The 20,330-nt window shown below is 53.1% G+C and carries 18 protein-coding genes and 1 pseudogene; 12 read left to right on the top strand and 7 right to left on the bottom strand.

Going from position 1 to position 20,330, the window contains the following annotated elements:
- Positions 1–13 precede the first annotated feature (13 nt).
- From AC07XF_RS02385 to AC07XF_RS02415, 7 genes are all read left to right on the top strand, one after another.
- Positions 14–619 carry a TetR/AcrR family transcriptional regulator gene (locus AC07XF_RS02385; protein WP_492583402.1) on the top strand — a complete coding sequence of 202 codons (606 nt, stop codon included), beginning with the start codon at positions 14–16 and terminating at the stop codon, positions 617–619.
- Positions 616–1,893 carry an aspartate aminotransferase type Ic gene (locus AC07XF_RS02390; protein ID WP_495025240.1) on the top strand — a complete coding sequence of 426 codons (1,278 nt, stop codon included), beginning with the start codon at positions 616–618 and terminating at the stop codon, positions 1,891–1,893. The genes AC07XF_RS02385 and AC07XF_RS02390 overlap by 4 nt, the downstream gene beginning before the upstream one ends.
- Before the next feature lie 29 nt (positions 1,894–1,922).
- Positions 1,923–2,513 carry an adenine nucleotide alpha hydrolase family protein gene (locus AC07XF_RS02395; RefSeq protein ID WP_495025241.1) on the top strand — a complete coding sequence of 197 codons (591 nt, stop codon included), beginning with the start codon at positions 1,923–1,925 and terminating at the stop codon, positions 2,511–2,513.
- A gap of 70 nt (positions 2,514–2,583) precedes the next feature.
- A complete protein-coding gene (locus AC07XF_RS02400) occupies positions 2,584–3,378 on the top strand; it encodes an NAD(P)H-dependent oxidoreductase (RefSeq protein WP_495019233.1) in 795 nt (264 codons plus the stop codon).
- The gene (locus AC07XF_RS02405; protein WP_495025242.1) at positions 3,378–3,830 is read left to right on the top strand and encodes a VOC family protein; all 453 of its coding nucleotides are present in this window, start codon (positions 3,378–3,380) and stop codon (positions 3,828–3,830) included. Before AC07XF_RS02400 ends, AC07XF_RS02405 begins: the two co-directional genes overlap by 1 nt.
- A 231-nt stretch (positions 3,831–4,061) precedes the next feature.
- Complete coding sequence (locus tag AC07XF_RS02410; protein WP_495025243.1) at positions 4,062–4,577, top strand: phosphonopyruvate decarboxylase; 516 nt, start codon at positions 4,062–4,064, stop codon at positions 4,575–4,577.
- Positions 4,578–4,585: 8 nt separating this feature from the next.
- A complete protein-coding gene (locus AC07XF_RS02415) occupies positions 4,586–5,191 on the top strand; it encodes a thiamine pyrophosphate-dependent enzyme (protein ID WP_492583392.1) in 606 nt (201 codons plus the stop codon).
- Between the two features lie 329 nt (positions 5,192–5,520).
- Here AC07XF_RS02415 and AC07XF_RS02420 read toward each other — a convergent pair whose 3' ends face one another.
- Positions 5,521–6,288, bottom strand: a complete 768-nt coding sequence (locus AC07XF_RS02420; RefSeq protein WP_492583390.1) for a helix-turn-helix domain-containing protein — start codon at positions 6,286–6,288, stop codon at positions 5,521–5,523.
- A 753-nt stretch (positions 6,289–7,041) separates the two neighbouring features.
- Here AC07XF_RS02420 and can point away from each other — a divergent pair.
- Positions 7,042–7,680, top strand: a complete 639-nt coding sequence (gene can, locus AC07XF_RS02425) for a carbonate dehydratase (RefSeq protein ID WP_492583388.1) — start codon at positions 7,042–7,044, stop codon at positions 7,678–7,680.
- A gap of 290 nt (positions 7,681–7,970) precedes the next feature.
- Here the strand turns inward: can and AC07XF_RS02430 are convergent, their stop codons facing one another.
- Complete coding sequence (locus tag AC07XF_RS02430; protein ID WP_495025244.1) at positions 7,971–9,548, bottom strand: APC family permease; 1,578 nt, start codon at positions 9,546–9,548, stop codon at positions 7,971–7,973.
- A gap of 628 nt (positions 9,549–10,176) precedes the next feature.
- Between AC07XF_RS02430 and gabD the strand changes: the two genes are divergently transcribed.
- The 3 genes and pseudogenes from gabD to AC07XF_RS02445 all read left to right on the top strand — a co-directional run bounded on the left by gabD (position 10,177) and on the right by AC07XF_RS02445 (position 12,690).
- Positions 10,177–11,619 (top strand): NADP-dependent succinate-semialdehyde dehydrogenase, encoded by a 1,443-nt coding sequence (gabD, locus tag AC07XF_RS02435; protein ID WP_495025245.1) that lies wholly within the window; start codon positions 10,177–10,179, stop codon positions 11,617–11,619.
- A 169-nt stretch (positions 11,620–11,788) separates the two neighbouring features.
- Positions 11,789–11,906: pseudogene (locus AC07XF_RS02440) on the top strand (DUF7740 domain-containing protein); the annotation flags it as partial.
- A 151-nt stretch (positions 11,907–12,057) separates the two neighbouring features.
- Positions 12,058–12,690, top strand: a complete 633-nt coding sequence (locus tag AC07XF_RS02445; RefSeq protein ID WP_495019235.1) for an alpha/beta hydrolase — start codon at positions 12,058–12,060, stop codon at positions 12,688–12,690.
- A gap of 139 nt (positions 12,691–12,829) precedes the next feature.
- Here AC07XF_RS02445 and AC07XF_RS02450 read toward each other — a convergent pair whose 3' ends face one another.
- From AC07XF_RS02450 to AC07XF_RS02470, 5 genes are all read right to left on the bottom strand, one after another.
- On the bottom strand, positions 12,830–13,666 hold the full coding sequence (locus tag AC07XF_RS02450) for an HpcH/HpaI aldolase/citrate lyase family protein (protein WP_495025246.1): 837 nt from the start codon (positions 13,664–13,666) through the stop codon (positions 12,830–12,832).
- A gap of 128 nt (positions 13,667–13,794) precedes the next feature.
- Positions 13,795–14,997, bottom strand: a complete 1,203-nt coding sequence (locus AC07XF_RS02455; RefSeq protein ID WP_495025247.1) for a CaiB/BaiF CoA transferase family protein — start codon at positions 14,995–14,997, stop codon at positions 13,795–13,797.
- A gap of 113 nt (positions 14,998–15,110) precedes the next feature.
- Positions 15,111–16,460, bottom strand: coding sequence for an MmgE/PrpD family protein (locus AC07XF_RS02460; RefSeq protein WP_495025248.1), 1,350 nt, complete (start codon positions 16,458–16,460; stop codon positions 15,111–15,113).
- A gap of 10 nt (positions 16,461–16,470) precedes the next feature.
- Positions 16,471–17,634 carry an acyl-CoA dehydrogenase family protein gene (locus AC07XF_RS02465; RefSeq protein WP_495025249.1) on the bottom strand — a complete coding sequence of 388 codons (1,164 nt, stop codon included), beginning with the start codon at positions 17,632–17,634 and terminating at the stop codon, positions 16,471–16,473.
- A gap of 55 nt (positions 17,635–17,689) precedes the next feature.
- Positions 17,690–18,517: an HTD2 family dehydratase gene (locus AC07XF_RS02470; RefSeq protein WP_495025250.1), complete on the bottom strand. Its 828-nt coding sequence runs from the start codon at positions 18,515–18,517 to the stop codon at positions 17,690–17,692.
- A gap of 127 nt (positions 18,518–18,644) precedes the next feature.
- Between AC07XF_RS02470 and AC07XF_RS02475 the strand changes: the two genes are divergently transcribed.
- Positions 18,645–19,565 (top strand): LysR family transcriptional regulator, encoded by a 921-nt coding sequence (locus AC07XF_RS02475; RefSeq protein WP_492583370.1) that lies wholly within the window; start codon positions 18,645–18,647, stop codon positions 19,563–19,565.
- The last annotated feature ends 765 nt before the right edge of the window (positions 19,566–20,330 follow it).

Raw genomic sequence — 20,330 nt, forward strand, 5'->3', positions numbered from 1 at the left:
GGTTTTTATCCATATGCACCAGGCAAATGCGGTAACAACTGAGGTGGGCTCTGATCAGCTCATTGTGAACGCTGCCATTGATTTGATTATGGAAGGCGGCTTTTCTGCAATGTCGATGCGTAGTCTGGCCAGAAAGGCGGGCATGCAGGCGGGGAGCCTTTATTACCACTTTCCAAGCAAGATTGATGTGCTCGAAGAAGTGCTGGATTCCCTTCTCCAGCAACGCTTGAACGACTGGCTGTCCATCAAGCCAAAACGTGCCAGCGCGTTAACGCAGCTCAATGCCTTCATCTCGTTTCACGTGGGGCGCGTATTGCGAAACTCTAGAGAGGAAGACTTGGTGATGCTCGAGCTCAAAAATCTAAAAGGGGCCCAGCGCGCGACGGTTGTTGCTCAAGATGAGCTGTACCGCAAGGAGCTCATTGCGATTATCAAGCGAGGTGTCTCAACTGGCATTTTCAATGTTTCGGATGTCGATATTGCGGCTCGGGCGCTGATGGGATTGTTGACCGGCGGAGCGACTTTTATAGCTGATTCCGAATCACTCGCTGTACAGACGCTTACCGAACTGTCCCGACGTTTGCTGGGTATTCAAAATAGTCAGAGGCTTAACAAATGAAACTGGATGATCTCTCCAGGGAAGATCTTTCGCAGCTGCATGCGCGTGCGCAGAATGATTATATTCGCCTTTGCGAGTTGAAATTGTCGATCAGCATGGCTCGCGGCGTTCCCAGCAGTGAGCAGCTTGAACTCTCTAACAAGTTGCTGGAGCTACCAGGGGTTGGAGATTACATAGCAGAGGATGGTACGGACTGCCGAAACTACATGGGGCAGCAAGGTATCCCTGAGGCTCGTAGACTGTTTGCACCCGTGCTGGGTGTGCCTGAAAGCCAGGTAGTGGTCAGCGGAAATTCAAGCCTTGCGCTTATGTACGACTGTCTGTCGTTCGCCATGCGCGGAGGAGTGCCTGGATCCATTCGTCCATGGCAGCAAGAAAAGGAGACAGTGGCCTTTCTCTGCCCTGTTCCGGGATACGATCGTCACTTCACTCTCTGCGAAGCTTTTGGCATTCGTTTGATCCCCATCCCAATGCTGGAAGATGGCCCGGACATGAGTGCAGTTCGTAGCTTGGTTGCTCGGGATGCTTCTATTCGAGGGATGTGGTGCGTTCCGAAGTACAGTAACCCTACGGGCACTATCTACAGTGAGTTGGTTATTGAGGCGCTCGCGTCGATGCCTACAGCTGCGCCTGACTTTCGATTGTTTTGGGATGACGCTTACACCGTGCATCACCTGACCGACGAAGATGTTCAGATTGAAAACATTTATGAAGCGTGCACGCGAAATGGTTATCCAAATCGTGCGCTTGTCTTTGCTTCGACTTCCAAGGTCACCCAGGCTGGTGCGGGCCTCGCCATGTTTGGTAGCTCGGGAGACAACATCAAGTGGTGGTTGCAACACGCTTCGGTGCGGAGTGTTGGGCCCGACAAAATAAATCAGCTCCGCCATGTCCGGTTTCTGCGTGATCTGAATGGCCTCAAAGCGCTGATGGATTCCCACAGGGAGCTGCTTAAACCTCGTTTCGACGCAGTGCTCGAAATCCTGGAAGCCAAGCTCGGCCAACACGGCTTTGCACAGTGGAGTACCCCTAAGGGTGGGTACTTCATCAGCGTAGATGTTTACCCAGGAACCGCGAAGCATGTCGTCGCGCTAGCCAAGGCAGCGGGTGTTCAGATGACAGATGCGGGGTCGTGTTTTCCCCATGGAATTGACCCGCACGATCAGCAGTTGCGCATAGCGCCATCGTCACCTGCTGTTGAGGCATTGCGGACGGCATCAGAAGTTATTTGTGCATCGATATTACTAGCGGCTTGTGAGCAAAAGCTGTCTTAAGCGCTTGGTCAAAACTCACGGATTACCAAATGAAGCTTCTGGTTTTGGCTCAGTATGCCGACGGTGCTTTAACCCTGGAAACGCGCGCAACAATTGCCGCTGCACAGTTGCCAGGCGCTGAAGTGTATTTGCTACTGGCGGGTGAAGCAGTGAGCGAGATTGCGTTTCAAGCTGCCCAAGTCTGCGGGATTAAAAAAATTTGGCTGGCTCAGCATCCGGCATACGAGCATTCGTTGCCGGCGAGCCTCGCCGCACTCATCGTAAGAGTCTTTACACATGAGGTGCTTGCCTGCAGCCATATCCTTTGCGCTTCAACTGAAGCAAGCCAACAGATCATGGCGCATGTTTGCGCAATGCTGGACGTCGATCAACCTCTAGAAGAAAGCACTCCCGAGTCGGTTCCAATCATCTTGGCTCGTCCCACCATGCAGCTCTTGCTGCTGGCACCTGGGAGTATTCAGCCGGTTGCTGCTACGGGCGGTGCTACACCTGTGCAGTGGGTTCCCGGGGCTGTGCCACCAGTACGGAGTATCTTACGGGGAAGGAAAAAACACAGACTATGCAAAAAACCGCAGAAACTGGTCGAGGATCATCAAGACACTGAACCCTTTGCGGCCTAAAGTTGATCACAGATGATTCGTTTGGGCTGTTTTTTAGGCCTCCTTTTTTTCAGATCCAGAGTGGTAGTAAATGAAAGCTCTCATCGTTTATGCACACCCAGAGCAGGCATCGTTCAACGCAGCGCTTAAGAACACAGCTGTGGAAACATTGACCCGCTTAGGTCACGAAGTTGTCGTCAGCGACCTCTACGCAATGGGGTGGAATCCAGTGCTGTCGGCAGCAGATTTTGCTGAACGCGAGAATGCGGATTTCTTGGATCTGTCTCGTGAGCAAGAACACGCGTTCGCACAGAATAGCCAAAGTGCTGACGTTGTTCGTGAGCAGCAGAAAGTTGCTGAGGCTGACCTTGTGTTGTTCCACTTTCCAGTGTGGTGGTTCTCCATGCCTTCGATCCTGAAGGGGTGGTGCGATCGGGTATTCAGTCGTGGCTTTGCCTATGCTGCCGGCCGCAAATACGACTCGGGCTTGTTCAAAGGCAAGAAGGCAATGCTGTGCCTGACAACAGGGACTGCATCGACACTCTATGAGCCCAACGGGATCGATGGGGATTTGCTGCATGTACTTTGGCCAATTCACAACGGCCTCCTGGCTTATACCGGCTTCTCCGTCCTACCGCCATTTGCGGCATGGATGCCTGGCCGTGTGACTGCTGAAGAGCGAGTGGCTTACCTCGCGGACTATGCGGAGCGTCTAGAGACGTTGGAAAGTGCCGAGCCCTTGTTCATGCACCCATGGAGTGACTACGACGAAACTCAGCGCCTTAAACCAGGTGTAGAAGCTAAATCTGGTGTGCAATGGAACCCGTTGATTGGTCAGAGCTTTGTCGAATCTGCTGATGCCTTTGCGAAAAAACAGGTGAAGTGATGAGCGACACAAGCATCTTCAAAACTCTCCATCATGTCTGCGTAATTGTTCGCGACATGGATAAGGCTGTCGCCTACTACGAATCTCTCGGAATAGGCCCTTGGAATCAATTTCCTTCATTGGAAGCTTTCAAAGGGGAGTTGCTTGCTCCGAATGCCGAAGACTTTGTGAAGCTGCACTACAAATATGCCAATCTCGAAAATTTTCAGCTTCAATTATGTGCGCCACCTGAAGGAAACACTCTTCAACGTCGCTTCCTTGAGGAACGAGGTGAAGGCGTGTTCCATCTAGGGTTCACAGTTCCTGACTGCGATGTTGCGGAATCAGAGGCATTTGCTGCCGGGTTGACGCCTATTCTTCGCGGTCGTTTGCCTAACAGAAATGGGTTTACGTACTTTGACTCTGCGGAGCATGGTTCAGGAATAACCCTCCAGGTTCGCGCAGTTAAGTAGTATAAAACTTGATTGGTACTAGCGAGACTTAAAAAGTCTCGCGGCGGAGGCTTGCCGTGGAAATTAAAGCAAAACTTTACTGTCTGGCTGATCGCGTCTTATCAGCTTTCAGGCTGCCCGAAGGCTTGTATATTGATGTGCCCGTAATTTATTAAGCGAAAATTTGCTACCACACCCCGTGATGGTTGCATGCTTTTTCTTGCCAAAAATAACAACTGGAGTTGAGCAGACGTGACGATAAATTGGCCAGAGCAAATATTTTCTGAATTTAAGAAACTGGATGTGAAGCAAGTTGTTTATGTTCCGGATGCTGGGCATAGCAAGTTGATCCAGATGTGTGATGCTGATCCGGAAATTCACTCCGTTTCGCTGACCACAGAGGAGGAGGGTGTTGCTCAACTAGGTGGCGCTTGGGCAGGAGGGCAACGTGGCGTTCTTCTTGTTCAGTCAAGCGGTGTAGGTAACTGCATCAACATGCTTTCCTTGCAACATGAAACCCGAATGCCACTCTTCATGATTGTTACCATGAGGGGGGAATGGGGCGAGTTCAACCCATGGCAGGTAGCTATGGGTAAGTCCACTCAAGAAGTTTTGGAAGCGTCTGGTGTGTATGTGTACCGCGCCGATTCTGCCGAAGAGGTCGAGGCGACGGTTAGCGCTGGCGCACGTTTCGCTTACCAGACCGGCCGTATGGTTGCAGTCCTGATTGGGCAGCGCGTCATCGGCACCAAAAACTTTAATAAGTGAGTGTGATCATGCAGGCTATTCAGAAGATTAAACCGACTCTCAATCGTCGTGAAGTCGTGGCCCGGATTCTAAAAGATCGCGGCGATGCGCTAGCTGTCACAAGCCTCGGCAACCCCACTTTCGACGTCGCTGCTGCAGGCGACTGCGCCCAGAATTTTTACCTGTGGGGGGCAATGGGGGGGGCAGTGATGTTCGGTATGGGCATCGCTCTGGCTCAACCGACAAAACGTGTCATCGTATTTGTCGGTGACGGCGAAATGATGATGGGCCTTGGCTCTCTGGCTACAGTTGCTTGTCACAGCCCTGACAACCTCAGCATTGTTGTAATTGATAACGAGCACTATGCCGAAACAGGGATGCAGCCAGCCCATGCTGGCCGTGGTGTCAGTATCAACGCCGTCGCTACAGCAGTGGGCTTTGGCCAGAGTATTCTCGTGAACGACCAGGATGGTCTTGAGAGTGCAATCGACACACTGTATAGCCACCAAGGCCCGGTTACGCTGTGTGTGAAGGTTACGACAGACCCAGCACCGACTGCGTTGCCACCTCGCGATGGCCCGTATCTGAGAAGCCGTTTCAGAGAGGCCCTTATGGGTAGCGCCAGTCACGTTTAATGACCGGCGAACTCCGAACTGTATATGCATTGATGGCGTGCCTGCGCCATCAATGCATTTGGTTCGATTGTGGTGACTTAATTCGATTCTAAAAAATATAACTTTTTTACAGATTAAAAAGGGAGGCCGTTGGCGCCCCTATCACCGCTGGATCGAATTGTTAACGCTTCTCAGGTGGAGACAATAATGATAAGAAAATCCTGGTGCATTCGTTTCAAACGTTGGTGTGTCGATATTGTGGAGCGCTTAGGAGAGCTTCCAACCTACTAAAGTCATAAATATCCGCGATATTGATGTTCAATGATCGCGGATGATTGTAGGGTTTACTTTTATAGCGCTGATACTAAATTATCTTGCGCTATATTTTTTATCGTTGTGCTGCGGTATTGCTGTGGCGTGCAGTGAAGCGTAGCCTTGAACTGACGACTAAATGCACTGTGATCCGAGTACCCGCACTCAGTTGCGATATCAGTAATACTCGCCTCACTGTGTTCGAGCATGTCACACGCCTTCTCGATTCTTGCCTTCATCAAAATCTGCTTCGGCGACAACTGAAAAACCTCTCGGGTTAATCGCTGCAGAGTATCCATTGAGAGATCAACTTCCCTCGCAATATCGGCAATGAGCTGCGGCTGAGCAAGGTTTTCTTTAACTAGCCTTGAAAATTCCATTAGCCGTTTATATCCCAGGTGCTTTTCATCCGGGCGTGCCAGAATTCGAGATATGCCTACCAATCCTGTAGTCTGATCGTTAGCATCAACAATCCCGAACTTTGAACTCAGACACCATTGTCGATGTCCATCGGCGGAGCGAAAAAGCCGTAAGGCATCGATGATTTCTTTTCCTGTGTGAATGACGCTCAAATCTTGTGCGACTATGCTCGAGCTTGTGATCGGGAACAGATCGTCAGCTGTCAGGCCGATGACATCTTGTTTATTTCGCTTTCCGCTGTACCGGACGAGCGTCTGGTTAATTACGACGTAACGCCCCAATGTATCCTTGACGTAAAACATCAAATCAGGCATGCGATCAAAGATCTTGTCCATCAACGAAAGATCCCTGTCGATCCAATGTAGCAAATCTTTACTGTCGATCATTTAAAGCGCCGCTCTAGTAAGAAGTCGAGGTGTTAGTTTACTCGCCAAGCATGAGATTAATTTGTGAAGATTCGGGCTGCTATGCTAAATGCCGCAAAATATCACGGAGAGATCATACAGCGAATGAATATGGGGCGCTGTATGATTTAGCAATGTTTTCGAAGGCTGAAGATTATCCCAGCTGCGATAGTAATGCTTGCTTTTTCAAAGCCATAATCTTCGCTATGCACAACACGGTATGGTTGACGAGTAACTTTGAACTATTGGCTTGCGCTTGGTCAGCGCTTTTTACCGCTTGGTTAGCAAATACCAAGCGGTTTTTTTATGCGTCGAATTTTGTTTACTTAGGTGTGGCCAAGTGAGTTTCTGATGCTCGTGGAAGCAATGATCCAAACGCACCACGCTTGACCCAAATGTGAAGGGGTGACGCTAGGCTCGTTAATATCGCAATGCCGCAAAATTGCACGACAATTGACTACCAGAAGCACTTCCGTTGACCAGGAAATTGCGTTTGCACTGACTTGCTACGATGCGATTAGGTTATACGGGAACATGCAAATTTGCAGAGCGACTGAATCGCCATTGGGAGAAGCGACCTGGTTATGACTACTTCTCATACTTGGGCCTGTATTTCAAAATAGGCCCAGCACTCAACGTGAGAGATCGGAGACTTTGCCCGCGACTCGCGAATGGAAACGTGACCTCGGGCGCTTGCCGCGCGCCAAAGCTGCGGATCATTTATGAGGTTTGAACATGAACGATCTACAAATACTGATCGATAACAACGAGCGTTGGGCCGATGCAATTAAGCAGGAAGATCCTGATTTTTTCGCAAAACTGGCACGTCAGCAAACCCCCGAATACCTCTGGATCGGTTGTTCGGATGCGCGGGTGCCTGCCAACGAAATCGTAGGCATGCTCCCGGGCGATTTGTTCGTACATCGCAACGTGGCCAACGTGGTGCTGCATACTGATCTGAATTGCCTGTCGGTAATCCAATACGCCGTGGATGTGCTCAAGGTCAAACACATACTGGTCACCGGGCACTATGGTTGTGGCGGTGTGCGTGCGGCGATGCAGGATCGCCAGTTCGGCCTGATCGACGGCTGGCTGCGTTCGATTCGCGATCTTTATTACGAAAAGCGCGAAGAACTGGCCAAATTGTCGACTGAAGAAGAACGGGTCGATCGCCTCTGTGAGCTTAACGTGATCCAGCAAGTGGCCAACGTCGGCCACACCAGCATCATCCAGAACGCTTGGAGCCGCGGTCAGAACCTGTCGATCCATGGGTGCATTTATGGCATCAAGGATGGCCGCTGGAAGAGCCTGAACTCAACCATCAGTGGCTTTGAGCACCTGCCGCCGCAATATCGCCTGCGGCCAATCAACTGAGTCGGCCTAAGTCGCTTCCTTCTGTCTCAGAAGGGAGCGACTCACGGGCCCGGTCGCTCATGTGATCTTGGTGGAGCTCTAATTTGTTGAACTGCTGGTGAGTGCGAATCTCACCTTGGTCAAACAGTACGCAACCAGGTGGTCAATTCAATGCGGCGATGCCAGATGTAGCATCGACTCTGATTCACAGATCCTAACTCACGAGGCGCTGAGTATAAGGTATGGAAAACAGTAGGCTTCACATGTGCCAAACCGGCCTGTTGGCTGGCTTGGCATCAGTTCATGGTTGATTAAACGGTATGCGGTTTTAAGTCCCCAGATGGCATAGCAAGCGAGTCCGTCTTCTCGGTGAGGGGATAACAGCTTGTGGCTCCCCAGAAGTAAATAGCAGTCGAGAACATCGCCAGGATCGAAATTACGGTTACTTCACTTACTTTGCCAGGCCCGATTGCCCAGGTAAGCCCCATCATCCCAGCGTAATAAACAACCAGCCAAAGTGATGATCCGATTTCCCTATGCATCGTCGAACGTGTACCGCTCATCGATTTAAGCACCAACTGCACGATGAAGATCAGGATCTGCAAGCCGGCGAGCCAAGAGATGACGCCCCAACCAGACCACAATACCAGCAAGCTGGCCACGAAGAACGACAACGGCCCGAGCAAGAAAAGAGCTTTTACCTTGAATGGCCGAGAGAATTTCCGCTGCCGCAATGCTGCAACCGAAATTGGCGCGATTGCGTAACTAAGCACGAGCGCTGCTGAAACGACGCTGATCAGTTTTTCCCAGGATGGGAAGGGCAGCGTCCAGGCCACCGAGAGTCCGAATGCCAGCCACAATGCTCGGCGAGGGATACCGGATTTTGGATCGACCTTGGCAAAGCCATTCAGCAGAGTTGTCGACCCTGCCCACCCACAAGCAATTCGTGATGTGGAGTTCATGAAAATGTTGCCGCAACCGGTGGGGGACACCACTGCATCAGCAACCACAATCGTCGCAAGCCACACTGCCCCAAGCAGCAACGCAATGTCACGGAAGGGGAGTGGAAGCTTGCTACCCAGATCACTCCAGCCATTGGCGAGCATCTCAGTGGGCAGGCTACCCAAGAAGGCTATTTGTAAAAGCAAATAGATGACGGCTGAGCAAGCGATGGAGAGCATGAGAGCCAGTGGAATATTACGTTGAGGATTCTTCACCTCGCTCGCCGCGGAAATGATTGGAGTCAACCCGAGGTACGCGAAAATAATGCCGCCTGCGGAAATCGCGGCACCAATCCCTTCAACGCCATTTGGAGCGAATCCAGACTGGGTCAGGTTTTCGCTGTTGAAGTGTCGGAATAGCACCACGACTACGCAGATCGGCACTATAAACTTGAACAGACTGATGATGTTGTTTGCCAGGGCGAACGATTTGATGCTGAAGTAGTTCGTCAACATGAACAAACAAAGCAAGCAGAATTGAACCATCCACCCCAGCATTGTGGGAGAGCTTGAGCCTACTTCAGTCAAGGATGGAAACCATGCGCTTGCGTATTGTCTGGCTGCTACCACCTCGATCGCTACGACGCTGGAATAAGCAACCAGCGTAATGAAACCCATCATGTACCCGAGCATTGGGCCATGGCTGATGATCGGGTACTGCAATATCCCACCAGTGGTTGGCATCGCTGCCCCAAGCTCACAGTACATAAGGCCCAGGAGAAACACGGCAGCAGCACCAATTATCCAGGAGATGATGCCCGCTGGGCCGGCAATGGCTGCAACGTGGCTTGATGCGAATAGCCATCCAGAACCGAACGTGGCTCCCAGTCCTATGAGCGTGAGATCCAGTAGGGATAATTTGCGTTTGAGATTATTTAGGTTTGACATTCTTTTCTTCCATTCGAAAGCGTGAACAAACAGCGGCCACGCACGAGGTGTGACACATCATTGGCGCACAACGTTAGAGGTAGGGCAGTAAGGACAACATGTATCTAGGCGGGACATGCCCGCTTTGTAATCAACTGAGCTTTTTCTTGTTGTTGGATCAGTCAGATTTCCGCGGTGAGCGGGATCTTCGAGTGGAATGGTCAGTCTATCCGCCACTCTTGGTGGCGGCTTGCAGGAATACAGTCAGTTAGTCGCCGATTTCTGCATAATGCCGGTCAGATCGTCAGACGTATAACCATTGAAATGAGTATTCCACCTAAGAAAAGTAATAGTTGCTTGCCCAGATTACGGCCGTGGATTGAGCGAACTCCGAAGGGAACTATTTAAAACTAACGGTTGATTTTATTTCGGTGAACGGGGGCTTCGGAAAATGTGAATGCGCGAAAAAACAGGCCGTTAACTTTTGGAGATAGGATTGAAGCTGCTTCGTGTCTGTGACGCTAGGAGCAGGCTTTAATGGCCCCTCCCAAGTAGCCACAGTGACCATATTTCCCTCGTTGAACTCCAGCGATGATGGCCAATTCACCGGAGCAGTTTTCGACACAAAATCATAAGGCGGGAAGTGATCATGCAGCTCAAAGACTCCAATTTGTTTCGACAGCAAGCCTATTTAGATGGCGTGTGGGTTGATGCCGACAGTGGCCAGACGATCAAGGTGAACAATCCAGCCACCAATGAGATTCTTGGCACTGTGCCTAAAATGGGCGCAGTCGAAACTCGGCGTGCCATTGAGGCTGCAAACCGCGCACTTCCAGCTTGGAGTGCTCTGACTGCCAAAGAGCGTTCAAGTAAATTGCGGGCCTGGTTTGAGCTGATCATTGCAAACCAAGACGATCTCGCTCGTCTGATGACGCTCGAGCAGGGCAAGCCTTTATCTGAAGCTAAAGGGGAAGTTGTTTATTCGGCGTCCTTTCTTGAGTGGTTTGCTGAAGAAGCGAAACGAATTTATGGCGATGTGATCCCGGGCCACCAACCGGACAAGCGATTGATCGTTTTAAAGCAGCCCATCGGTGTTACTGCCGCCATTACACCTTGGAACTTTCCGTCGGCGATGATCACTCGCAAGGCTGGCCCCGCACTGGCCGCCGGTTGCACCATGGTGCTCAAACCCGCTTCGCAAACCCCCTATTCAGCGCTCGCATTAGCGGCACTTGCAGAGCGTGCAGGAATTCCTGCTGGTGTATTCAGCGTAGTCACTGGGAGCGCTGGCGATATCGGCTCAGAGCTGACCAGTAATCCGATCGTGCGTAAGCTTTCGTTCACTGGCTCAACCGAAATCGGCCGGCAGCTGTTGGGTGAGTGTGCCAAGGACATCAAGAAGGTTTCTCTTGAGTTGGGCGGTAATGCACCGTTTATTGTGTTCGATGATGCCAACCTTGATAAAGCCGTTGAGGGCGCGATCATTTCCAAGTATCGCAACAACGGGCAAACCTGTGTGTGCGCCAACCGGATCTACGTGCAGGATGCTATTTATGATGCCTTCGCAGAAAAGCTAAAAGCAGGAGTGGCTAAGCTGAAGGTCGGTAACGGTCTGGATTTGAGTACTACCACTGGGCCAATGATCGACGAAAAAGCCGTGGCGAAGATCAAAGAACACATCGCTGACGCAGTGAGCAAGGGGGCCAAGATTCTTTCGGGTGGGAACGGCCTGGAGGGGAATTTCTTCGAGCCAACTATTTTGGCTGATGTGCCCACGAATGCCGCCGTGGCAAAGGAGGAGACTTTCGGGCCACTGGCACCGCTGTTCCGTTTCAAAGACGAAGCTGAAGTCATCGCGATGGCCAACGATACGGAGTACGGCTTGGCTTCTTACTTCTACGCCCAGAACATGAGTCGAGTGTTCCGCGTCGCTGAAGCGCTCGAGTATGGGATGGTTGGCATCAACACTGGGCTGATCTCTAACGAGGTTGCCCCATTTGGCGGTGTTAAAGCCTCCGGATTGGGACGAGAAGGCTCCAAATACGGTATTGAAGACTATCTGGAAATCAAATACTTGTGCCTTAGCGTCTAGGCCCATTACTCGGTCAATGAGCCAGCACGATGCTAGTTCTGCTGCGTCGTGCTGAGCAACACATGAGACTGATTTTTAATTTTGATAGCGTATCTAGTAATGAACTACCAGAAAAACGGTGTCTACTGGACGTTATAAATCCTGCTGTAGTTGTCGAGACCAACGTTTCATGAATATGATCGATGCAACTATCTGTCTACTTCTGGCGGCCAAGATTCACGGGACGGATCAAGCGCTCAGGGACACGGCCAAGAGCCTTATCAAGAAATTGCCCAGAAGCGCCAGGGGTATGATGTTTGCCATTATAAATAGCAAAAAACCAATGGTACTGCTGTCGCGCGTTATTGAAGATGTACCTGTCCCAGAACTAAGCCCCCCGACGGGCGCTGACGCGAGCTCCCAGGTAGAGGGACGCGTAAACTAGCTGCGGTGTTTTCCATGGCAACAAGTGAATTTTTTGAAGTATCCAATGGCGTCACAGAGGTACTGAGCGACTGTCTGGCATCACCTAAAGCGGTAGCGTTGATTGCCCATCCTCATCCGTTGCTAGGGGGTAATGCTAATCACAAAGTCCCCTTTACGATGATGCGTGCCGCTAACGCGCTAGGTGTGAGTGTCTATCGTCCAAATTTTCGAGGTGTCGGGAAATCATCAGGTAAATATGATGGTGGAGTTCTTGAAACTCAGGACATCATCGATTTGATCAATCTGCTGCGCGAAAGGGAGGGCAGGGTGCCCTTCATTCTGATGGGATTTTCCTTTGGTGCCTTCATTGCGGCTCGAGTAGAGCAGGCATTGGCGCAGGCCTCTCTATCCTGTGATGACGTTATTCTCTGTGGGCTTCCAGATGGCGAGGTTCCAGGCAAGAGAAACTACGCGACACCAGTAGTCGCTGAAGCATGTTTGATACACGGGGAGATGGACGAAAGCGCTCCGCTATCGCAGGCTCTTCGGTGGGCTGAGCGGAGTAACGCGTCAGTAAGAGTCGTACCAGGTGCGGATCATTTTTTCACTGGGCGCCTAGGTGTGCTCTCAGCGTTGATTTCTGAAAGGATCAAGTCGAAGATCTAGCCGAACTCAATCTGTGTTCGGGCGGTTCATTATCTCAAAGCAAAGCCAAGTCATATGTGCACGGCACTCTACCTCGGCCAACTTAGTGCGTGGGTAAATGCAGAGCACACAAGACCGGATGCTTAAGAAAATCCCAGCTTCATCGATGAGTGTTCGGATTGATCGAAGCCATCGCGATTATCCGTTGCGCACGGATCAGCACTGGCGCATCGACCATCTGCCCATCAATTTGAAAGGCACCACGACCGTGTGCGCTGGCGTCAACGACTCGTTGCGCCCAAGCTAACACTTCCGCACTCGGGGACAGCGCATGCTGGATAACTGGAATTTGCTTGGGATGGATACACATAGCGCCGGCGAACCCCATTTCATGCGCGTGGCAGATAGCTTGATGCAGACCTTCCAGGTCGTCGATACTTGGGTAGACACCGTCCAGCGGCGGCAGCAAGTCAGCGTCCCGTGAATGCAGTAGCAACGCCACGCGTGCTTGATCTAGCACGAACTGACCCGCGGGTGAGCCTAGGTTCAGGTTCAAGTCCAGTCCGTAATCCAAGGCGCCAAATGCCAAACGTTGAACACTCTGTCCGGCAGCGATTTCAGCGAGTTTTAAAATCCCGCGCGCACTTTCTATGATTGGCCATATCGGTTTGTCTGTGCCTGCTACCGCGGCGACCTGAGCCGCACTTTCGGCCTTCGGTAGTAGAACTCCAGCGATGCCCGATTGCTGTTGGCAAAAGACGATATCGGCGGCATGTTCAGCGTGCTCTGGAGCATTGATACGCACCCAGACTGATGCTTGTGTTTCGGCTTGCAGAAATGCGGCGAGGTTGTCCCGTGCCTGGCGCTTGAGGGACTCTTCGACGGCGTCTTCAAAATCGACGATCACGGCATCGGCACCCGCAGCCAGTGCTTTGGCAAAACGTTCAGGGCGGCTGCCAGGCACAAAGAGTGCGGAACGAATGGTGGAACCGGACATGGAAGGCTTCCTGTGTTGTCATTGTTTAGCGGTTGGTTTACTTCATCGACCTCTGTTAGAGCCAGCTTGTTGGCGAGGCTATATCTGACACACTGCCAACAAGACGGCTCCTAAACAGAACCTAGGGCTCAGATGACCCCTGCTGCCTCCAACCGCGCTTGGTCTTCGTTAGAGAAACCCAACTCAGCGAGAATGCCCATGTTGTGTTCTCCCAACCCCGGCACCGAGTCCATGCGTGGGGTGAAGGACGTATTTCGCCCTGGTGGCAATAGCGCGGGCAATTTGCCGGCGGGGCTGTCGATTTCACGCCAACTGTCGCGGGCCTTAAGTTGTGGGTGATCCCACACGCCTTGCATATCGTTGACCCGAGCGCTGGCGATTTGCGCGGACTCCAGTCGGGCCACGACTTCGTCGACGCTCAGCTGCGAAAACCCGTCAACAATGATCTGGCGTAGCACTTCGCGGTTGGCAGAACGTTTGAAGTTCGCTGAGAAGCGTTCATCAGTCGCCAGTGCTGTATCCAGTAACACTTTTTCGCAGAACAGTGCCCACTCACGCTCGTTCTGCAACCCGAGCATCACGGTATCGCCGCCTTTGGTAGGGAAGGGGCCGTAGGGGTAAATTGTCGCGTGGGACGCGCCTGCACGAGGTGGCGGTGCCGCGCCCTCGAATCCGTAGTACATCGGGTAACCCATCCACTCCACCAGGCTCTCGAGCATGCTCACATCAATGCGACTGCCAACCCCGGTTTTATCGCGCAGCATCAACGCCGATAAAATTCCGGTGTAGGCGTACATGCCTGCAGCGATATCAGCGATTGAGCAACCAGCCTTTGCCATCTCATCTTCACCGGGCCCACCTGTCACGGAAAGGAAGCCGCCCTCGCTTTGAATAAGCAGGTCGTAAGCTTTCTTTTTCTCGTAAGGCCCGCCCTCGCCATAGCCCGAAATGTCACAGACGATTAGTTGAGGAAAGCGCTCATGCAACGCTTCGAATGACAAGCCCATGCGGGCAGCAGCCCCCGGCGCCAGGTTCTGCACCAGCACGTCGGCTTTCCCCAGAAGAGCCATAAGGATTTCGCCCGCTTCGTCCTGTTTCAGGTCTAGGGTCAGGCTTTCCTTGGAGCGATTGGCCCAGACGAAATGTGACGCCAGGCCGTGTACCCGTTCATCGTACCCACGGGCGAAATCACCGCTGCCGGGGCGCTCGACCTTTACCACGCGAGCGCCGAGGTCGGCCAGTTGCCGTGTACAGAACGGCGCAGCAATTGCGTGTTCGAGGCTGATGACAGTAATGCCGTCCAGAGGACGCAGATTATGCTGGGTGGTCATGTTTCTGTACCTCAATTGACGCCAAACCTGTGAGCTGCCGTAGGCTGCGATAAGCATTGAACCCAACCGGCTCCTGGTCGATCGCAGCCCAGGGCTGCCCTACGGGGTGGCTTCTAGATCAGGTTTTTCAGGGAAGTGGCATCGCGCAGTTGCCACACCTTTTCGATCAAGGTCTTGCCCTGTTCTACTGTTCGTGCACCGGAGAAGGCCAGCAGGCGTTGGAATTTGTCCTCCAGCTCAGACCGCGAAAGAGTGTTGCCCGGATCACCTTTGGGTTCGTCAATGGCTGCAGATAGCGTGCGCCCGTCGGTAGTAGTAACGATCACTCGACCCAACCAACGCACCGGGTAAGCACTGTCGACTTCTTTGTCGAGTTCCATGCTGACTTTTTCGCGGAATGCGGCTACGTCAGGATCGGTCAGCGACTTTTGCTGAAACTCGATCAACTGCGCGCTGCCGTGTACAGCGATCAAGCCCAACACAGCGCCCATGGAAAACTTGGCCTGGTGCACGGTTTGTGGCACCACCACGCGTCCCAGCACGTCAATGGCAGCCTGATGAACAAGGGTTCTGACCCCGGCAATCTGCTCGTGATGCAGGTTTTCACGTTTCATCAGTAGCAGCAGGGCATCGGCCGCTGGATGGGTATGACGGCACGATGCATGGAACTTGAACGAGGTTTCAGCCAGCGCCCATCGCGTACCCAGACGGTCAGATAATTTGCCAGGATTAGAATCGCGGGACATTCCGGCAGCCATACCCTGGTCACCTTCGAGAATATTTCGGGCACCGGTCAGACCATCGAGCGTCAAGTAGGCCGCAAGCAGACCATCGGCAGCCGCCTTGGCCGTGTGCAGTTGCTTGGAGTCAGCAGCATCGCGTAAGAATTCCCACAGCCCGGCAGCTTGAGTTCCTGCGCTACCTAGCACGTTGATAAATTTCTCCGTATCGAAATCAAGCAACTTGCCAACGGCGACAGCTGCCGCCAGCGTGCCGACGGTAGCCGTTGTGTGAAACACCGTGTAATGCGAACGGCCCAGAAACTCGCCGATACGGATTCCCGCTTCATAGCCGGCAACCGAGGCCAGCAGCAAGTCACGTCCAGACTTGCCCAAGTCTTGGGCGGCCGCCAATACAGCGGGAAACACCACCGTAGCCGGGTGCAGTACCGAACTGTTGTGTAGATCGTCCTGCTCAACTAAATGCGATGACGCAGCATTCACCAGAGCAGCGAAATACGCCGACGTCCCAAGGCCATTGACCAGGATTTTCGCTGGGCCATCGCTTGGCCCCATATGTTGCGCATAGCGCTCGAACAGCGGGATCGGATGCGAGCCTTGACTGGCCAGCGCGGAGCCGAGCCAGTCGAGAAACAGGTCTTCTGTGCGGTCGAGAACAGAATTGGGAACGTCGTCGTATTTCAGCTCGGCCAGGAAGCTGGCCAGGGCTTGGGTATGGCTCATTATCATGTCCTCAGAAGCTGCGTGGCAGTTCGAGCAGGTGCTCGGCAACGTACGAAAGAATCAGGTTGGTAGAGATCGGCGCGACTTGATACAGACGGGTTTCGCGGAACTTGCGCTCGACGTCGTATTCGCAAGCAAACCCGAAGCCGCCATGGGTTTGCAGGCAGGCGTTGGCCGCCTCCCAAGAGGCTTTTGCCGCCAGGTACTTGGCCATGTTGGCGCTGGCTCCGGCGTTCATTCCGCTGTCGTATTCCTCGCAAGCACGCCAGCGCATCAAGTCGGCCGCTTCAATTTCGATATGGGCTTCGGCGATTGGAAACTGCACACCTTGGTTCTGGCCGATTGGACGACCAAACACCACGCGGTCGCGAGCGTAGGCGCTGGCCTTTTCGATGAACCAACGACCGTCGCCAATACACTCTGCAGCGATCAAGGTGCGCTCGGCGTTCAGGCCGTCGAGGATGTACCTGAAGCCCTTGCCTTCTTCGCCAATCAAACTGCTGGCAGGGATCTCCAGGTTGTCGAAGAACAACTCGTTGGTCTCATGGTTGACCATGTTGGCGATCGGTTGCACGGTGAGGCCGTTACCGATGGCCTCGCGCAGATCGACCAGGAAGATCGACATGCCCTCGGACTTCTTCTTCACCTCTGCCAATGGCGTGGTACGCGCAAGCAGGATCATCAGATCGGAATGCTGAATGCGCGAGATCCAGACCTTCTGTCCGTTAATCACATACTTGTCACCGCGCTTGATCGCGGTGGTCTTGATCTTGGTGGTATCGGTGCCAGTAGTGGGCTCGGTAACGCCCATCGATTGCAGGCGTAGTTCACCACTCGCCAGCTTTGGCAGATAGTAGCTTTTCTGCGCCTCGCTACCGTTACGCAGCAGAGTGAACATGTTGTACATCTGCCCGTGAACAGTGCCGGAGTTACCACCGCAGCGATTCACTTCTTCGAGAATCACGGAGGCTTCGGCCAGTCCCAGACCCGAGCCGCCATATTCTGTCGGGATCATCGCAGCCAACCAGCCAGCGTCGGTCAAAGCTTTGACGAACGTTTCCGGGAAACCTTTTTCTTCGTCGATTTTGCGCCAGTAAGCGGCATCGAATTCGGCGCACAAGGCGCGCACGCCTTCGCGGATGACATGCAGTTCTTCGTTATCGTTCGGGTTCATTATTAGGTTCTCACTAGGGCAGGCAGGGGCACATTGTTAAAACACGGTAACGGTGTCAGTCGAACAGGACTTCAGCGCTTTGAGCGATTCCGGCATCGTTGCCCGCCCACAGCTGCGCTTTTCCGGGTTCGATGATTCGCCCGCCTACGGTGAAAGGCTCAGGTGCGATCAGAGGACGGACACCGCGATAGGAGAGGTGACGAAGACGCGCATCGGGATTGGCGCGTGAAAATGCGCGTAGGTTAAGGGTGGCGATCATCGGCCCGTGGACTACCAGTCCGCCGTAACCTTCAGTTTCGGTGACGTAGGGGTAGTCGTAGTGAATACGGTGGCCGTTGAAGGTCACGGCGGAGTAGCGAAAAAGCAGCGTTGGAGTGGGCTCGATACCTTCACACCAGTCACCCTCATCAAGCGCATGGCCGCTATTCCTCTTAGGTGGATTCGGCTCTCGGTAAACGATGTCCTGCTCTTCGCGGATCGCTAAACGACCGTCTTGGGAGTACTCGTGGCGCACGGTAACGAACAACAACGCGCCTGTACGGCCGATCTTTTCTTCGATATGGGTGATGGTTGATAAACGATGGGCCTCACCGCCAACTCGCAGTGGTTCGATAAATTCGATGCGGCCCCCAGCCCACATGCGGTTTCGGTTGCCAGCCGGAGGCAGGAATCCACCGCGTGCTGGGTGACCGTCCGAGCCAAGTCGAGACTCCTCGACTGGCTCTTGAAAGAAACACCACTGCCAAAGCGGCGGAAGTGCCGCGCCAGTAGCTGGAGTGTCTTCACCAAAAGTAGCGGCGATGCGCTTGATCAGGTTTCGGCTCAAATGATCCTGAGCCTCTTCAGTGCGTCCCAGCCAAGTTGAAAAATCTGCAGCACCCATGCGGGATACCCTCGCCAGTTGTTGTTCTGTGAGGGATCATGCAAGGTGTTCGGCATTCTGAGAATTTGCATTTCCGTATACCGGCGTTCATGTATGCTGAACACTCAGTGTTTTCCTGGAAACGATCATGCACTTCGATCTGGCCGACCTGCGCTTGTTTATACACATTGGCGAATCACCAAGCCTGACCCAAGGTGCGCGCCGGGCTTTCCTGTCGCCGGCGGCGGCCAGCGCCCGTATCAAAGCGCTAGAGAACCAACTTGATACACGTTTGCTGTACCGGGACAGCAGGGGCGTCGAGTTGACTCCCGCCGGAGAACGCTTACTCAAACATGCGCGACTGATCATGCGGCAGGTGGATTATCTGAAATCTGAGTTCACCACCAACGATGCCGACTCAGCCGGACATATACGAATTTTCGCCAACACTACGGCAGTGACCGAATTTCTTCCGGAAGTACTGGCAGGTTTTCTGGCTAAGCGGCCTGCGGTCACGGTTGACCTCCAGGAGCGTATGTCGCGAGATATCGTGCGAGGAGTATTGGACGGCAGCACTGATATGGGGATTATCGCCGGGCCAGTGGAGGCTGCCGGGCTGCAGGTGATGCATTTCAGTACCGATCGACTGGTGTTGGTGGTGCCTGCGGGGCATGCGCTGGCTGGGCCGGAGCCGGTGAAGTTGAAGCAGACGTTGGCGTTTCAGCACATTGGCTTGCATGAAGGCACCACACTGCTGAGCTTTCTACGTGACCACGTGGAGCGACTCGGGCAAAACTTGTCTTTACGGATCCAGGTGTCGAGTTTCGAGGCGATTTGTCGGATGGTTGAGGCCGGGGTGGGGATCGGGATTATTCCCGAGTCTGCCGCACTTCGGCACAGTCGTACCATGGAACTCGAGATCGTTGAAATTGATGAGCCTTGGGCGATTCGCGAACGAAGTATTTTGGTCAGGGAGCTGGAGGCGTTGCCGGGGGCTGTTCGGGCGTTAATTGCGACATTGATGCCGACGGTTACTGAGGGGGGGGCGACGCCGTCAAGTCCTTCGTGAATGAGTTTGCGAGTAGAACCTATCCCCCGTGAGGTTGTTCAGTGCAGCACCGCGTTGTTGAAGGGGAACTCTGCCATGCTCGCAAAATGTCTTGACCCGGTCGCCCCAGGCTGCCGGAGTTCATTGACCCACCCGAATACTCAAAAATGGTGGTCTTGCAGGATATTTCAGAGGCAACAAATGGGTCAGTCAATATCAGCAAGGGATTTTAACGCCTGGTGAAAAATCGCGGGCGTAAGCGATATTGCCAAGAGTATGGCGTGGCCGGAGAGCTAGAAAGCGCGCGACCGCAGCCCAAACATTAGACTCACAATTCGAAATGACCCATTCCGGTTCTTTCTCTGCGTTAACGTCCAATCCCTTGAAGCCAGCGCAGCAAACCGCCAAATTTGAGCCCCGTTTAATTAGGTCAACGGCACATCATGGCCATTCAGCAAGCCGGATAGCGAGCTGCCAAGGTGCTGGCAGCCCAAGTAGGAGCCTGTTGCGATTCCGAATCCCTCGTTGCAACCACCGCATTTTATTTTCTAATGACCACTGAAGGCTGTGCAGTCGGAAATTGCGATAGTCTGTGTAAACCAAAAGTTTATAGTGGTGCCTAGGGAAACCTTCAGCTCTATCGAATGCTCTGCCCGCAATGCCGAACTCAGCAGATTCGCAGCCGAAGCGACGCTTGAGCCTGATCCCGGTGGCAGGGGGCAAGAGTATTGATCCAGTTTCTCGGCGAGATAGTTTTAGTCTTCACATAATCCCAAACGTAGACGT

The organism is Pseudomonas sp. GW821-FHT01C01, from assembly GCF_059422645.1.

Bases quoted from the DNA above. Each gene is read 5' to 3' on its own strand.
- AC07XF_RS02405 (WP_495025242.1), top strand. From the start codon at position 3,378: ATGAGCGACACAAGCATCTTCAAAACTCTCCATCATGTCTGCGTAATT.
- AC07XF_RS02460 (WP_495025248.1), bottom strand. From the start codon at position 16,460: ATGAGCCATACCCAAGCCCTGGCCAGCTTCCTGGCCGAGCTGAAATAC.
- AC07XF_RS02385 (WP_492583402.1), top strand. From the start codon at position 14: ATGCACCAGGCAAATGCGGTAACAACTGAGGTGGGCTCTGATCAGCTC.
- AC07XF_RS02390 (WP_495025240.1), top strand. From the start codon at position 616: ATGAAACTGGATGATCTCTCCAGGGAAGATCTTTCGCAGCTGCATGCG.
- AC07XF_RS02430 (WP_495025244.1), bottom strand. From the start codon at position 9,548: ATGTCAAACCTAAATAATCTCAAACGCAAATTATCCCTACTGGATCTC.
- AC07XF_RS02420 (WP_492583390.1), bottom strand. From the start codon at position 6,288: ATGATCGACAGTAAAGATTTGCTACATTGGATCGACAGGGATCTTTCG.
- AC07XF_RS02450 (WP_495025246.1), bottom strand. From the start codon at position 13,666: ATGTCCGGTTCCACCATTCGTTCCGCACTCTTTGTGCCTGGCAGCCGC.
- AC07XF_RS02470 (WP_495025250.1), bottom strand. From the start codon at position 18,517: ATGGGTGCTGCAGATTTTTCAACTTGGCTGGGACGCACTGAAGAGGCT.
- AC07XF_RS02395 (WP_495025241.1), top strand. From the start codon at position 1,923: ATGAAGCTTCTGGTTTTGGCTCAGTATGCCGACGGTGCTTTAACCCTG.
- AC07XF_RS02445 (WP_495019235.1), top strand. From the start codon at position 12,058: ATGGCAACAAGTGAATTTTTTGAAGTATCCAATGGCGTCACAGAGGTA.
- AC07XF_RS02415 (WP_492583392.1), top strand. From the start codon at position 4,586: ATGCAGGCTATTCAGAAGATTAAACCGACTCTCAATCGTCGTGAAGTC.
- AC07XF_RS02465 (WP_495025249.1), bottom strand. From the start codon at position 17,634: ATGAACCCGAACGATAACGAAGAACTGCATGTCATCCGCGAAGGCGTG.
- can (WP_492583388.1), top strand. From the start codon at position 7,042: ATGAACGATCTACAAATACTGATCGATAACAACGAGCGTTGGGCCGAT.
- gabD (WP_495025245.1), top strand. From the start codon at position 10,177: ATGCAGCTCAAAGACTCCAATTTGTTTCGACAGCAAGCCTATTTAGAT.
- AC07XF_RS02455 (WP_495025247.1), bottom strand. From the start codon at position 14,997: ATGACCACCCAGCATAATCTGCGTCCTCTGGACGGCATTACTGTCATC.
- AC07XF_RS02400 (WP_495019233.1), top strand. From the start codon at position 2,584: ATGAAAGCTCTCATCGTTTATGCACACCCAGAGCAGGCATCGTTCAAC.
- AC07XF_RS02475 (WP_492583370.1), top strand. From the start codon at position 18,645: ATGCACTTCGATCTGGCCGACCTGCGCTTGTTTATACACATTGGCGAA.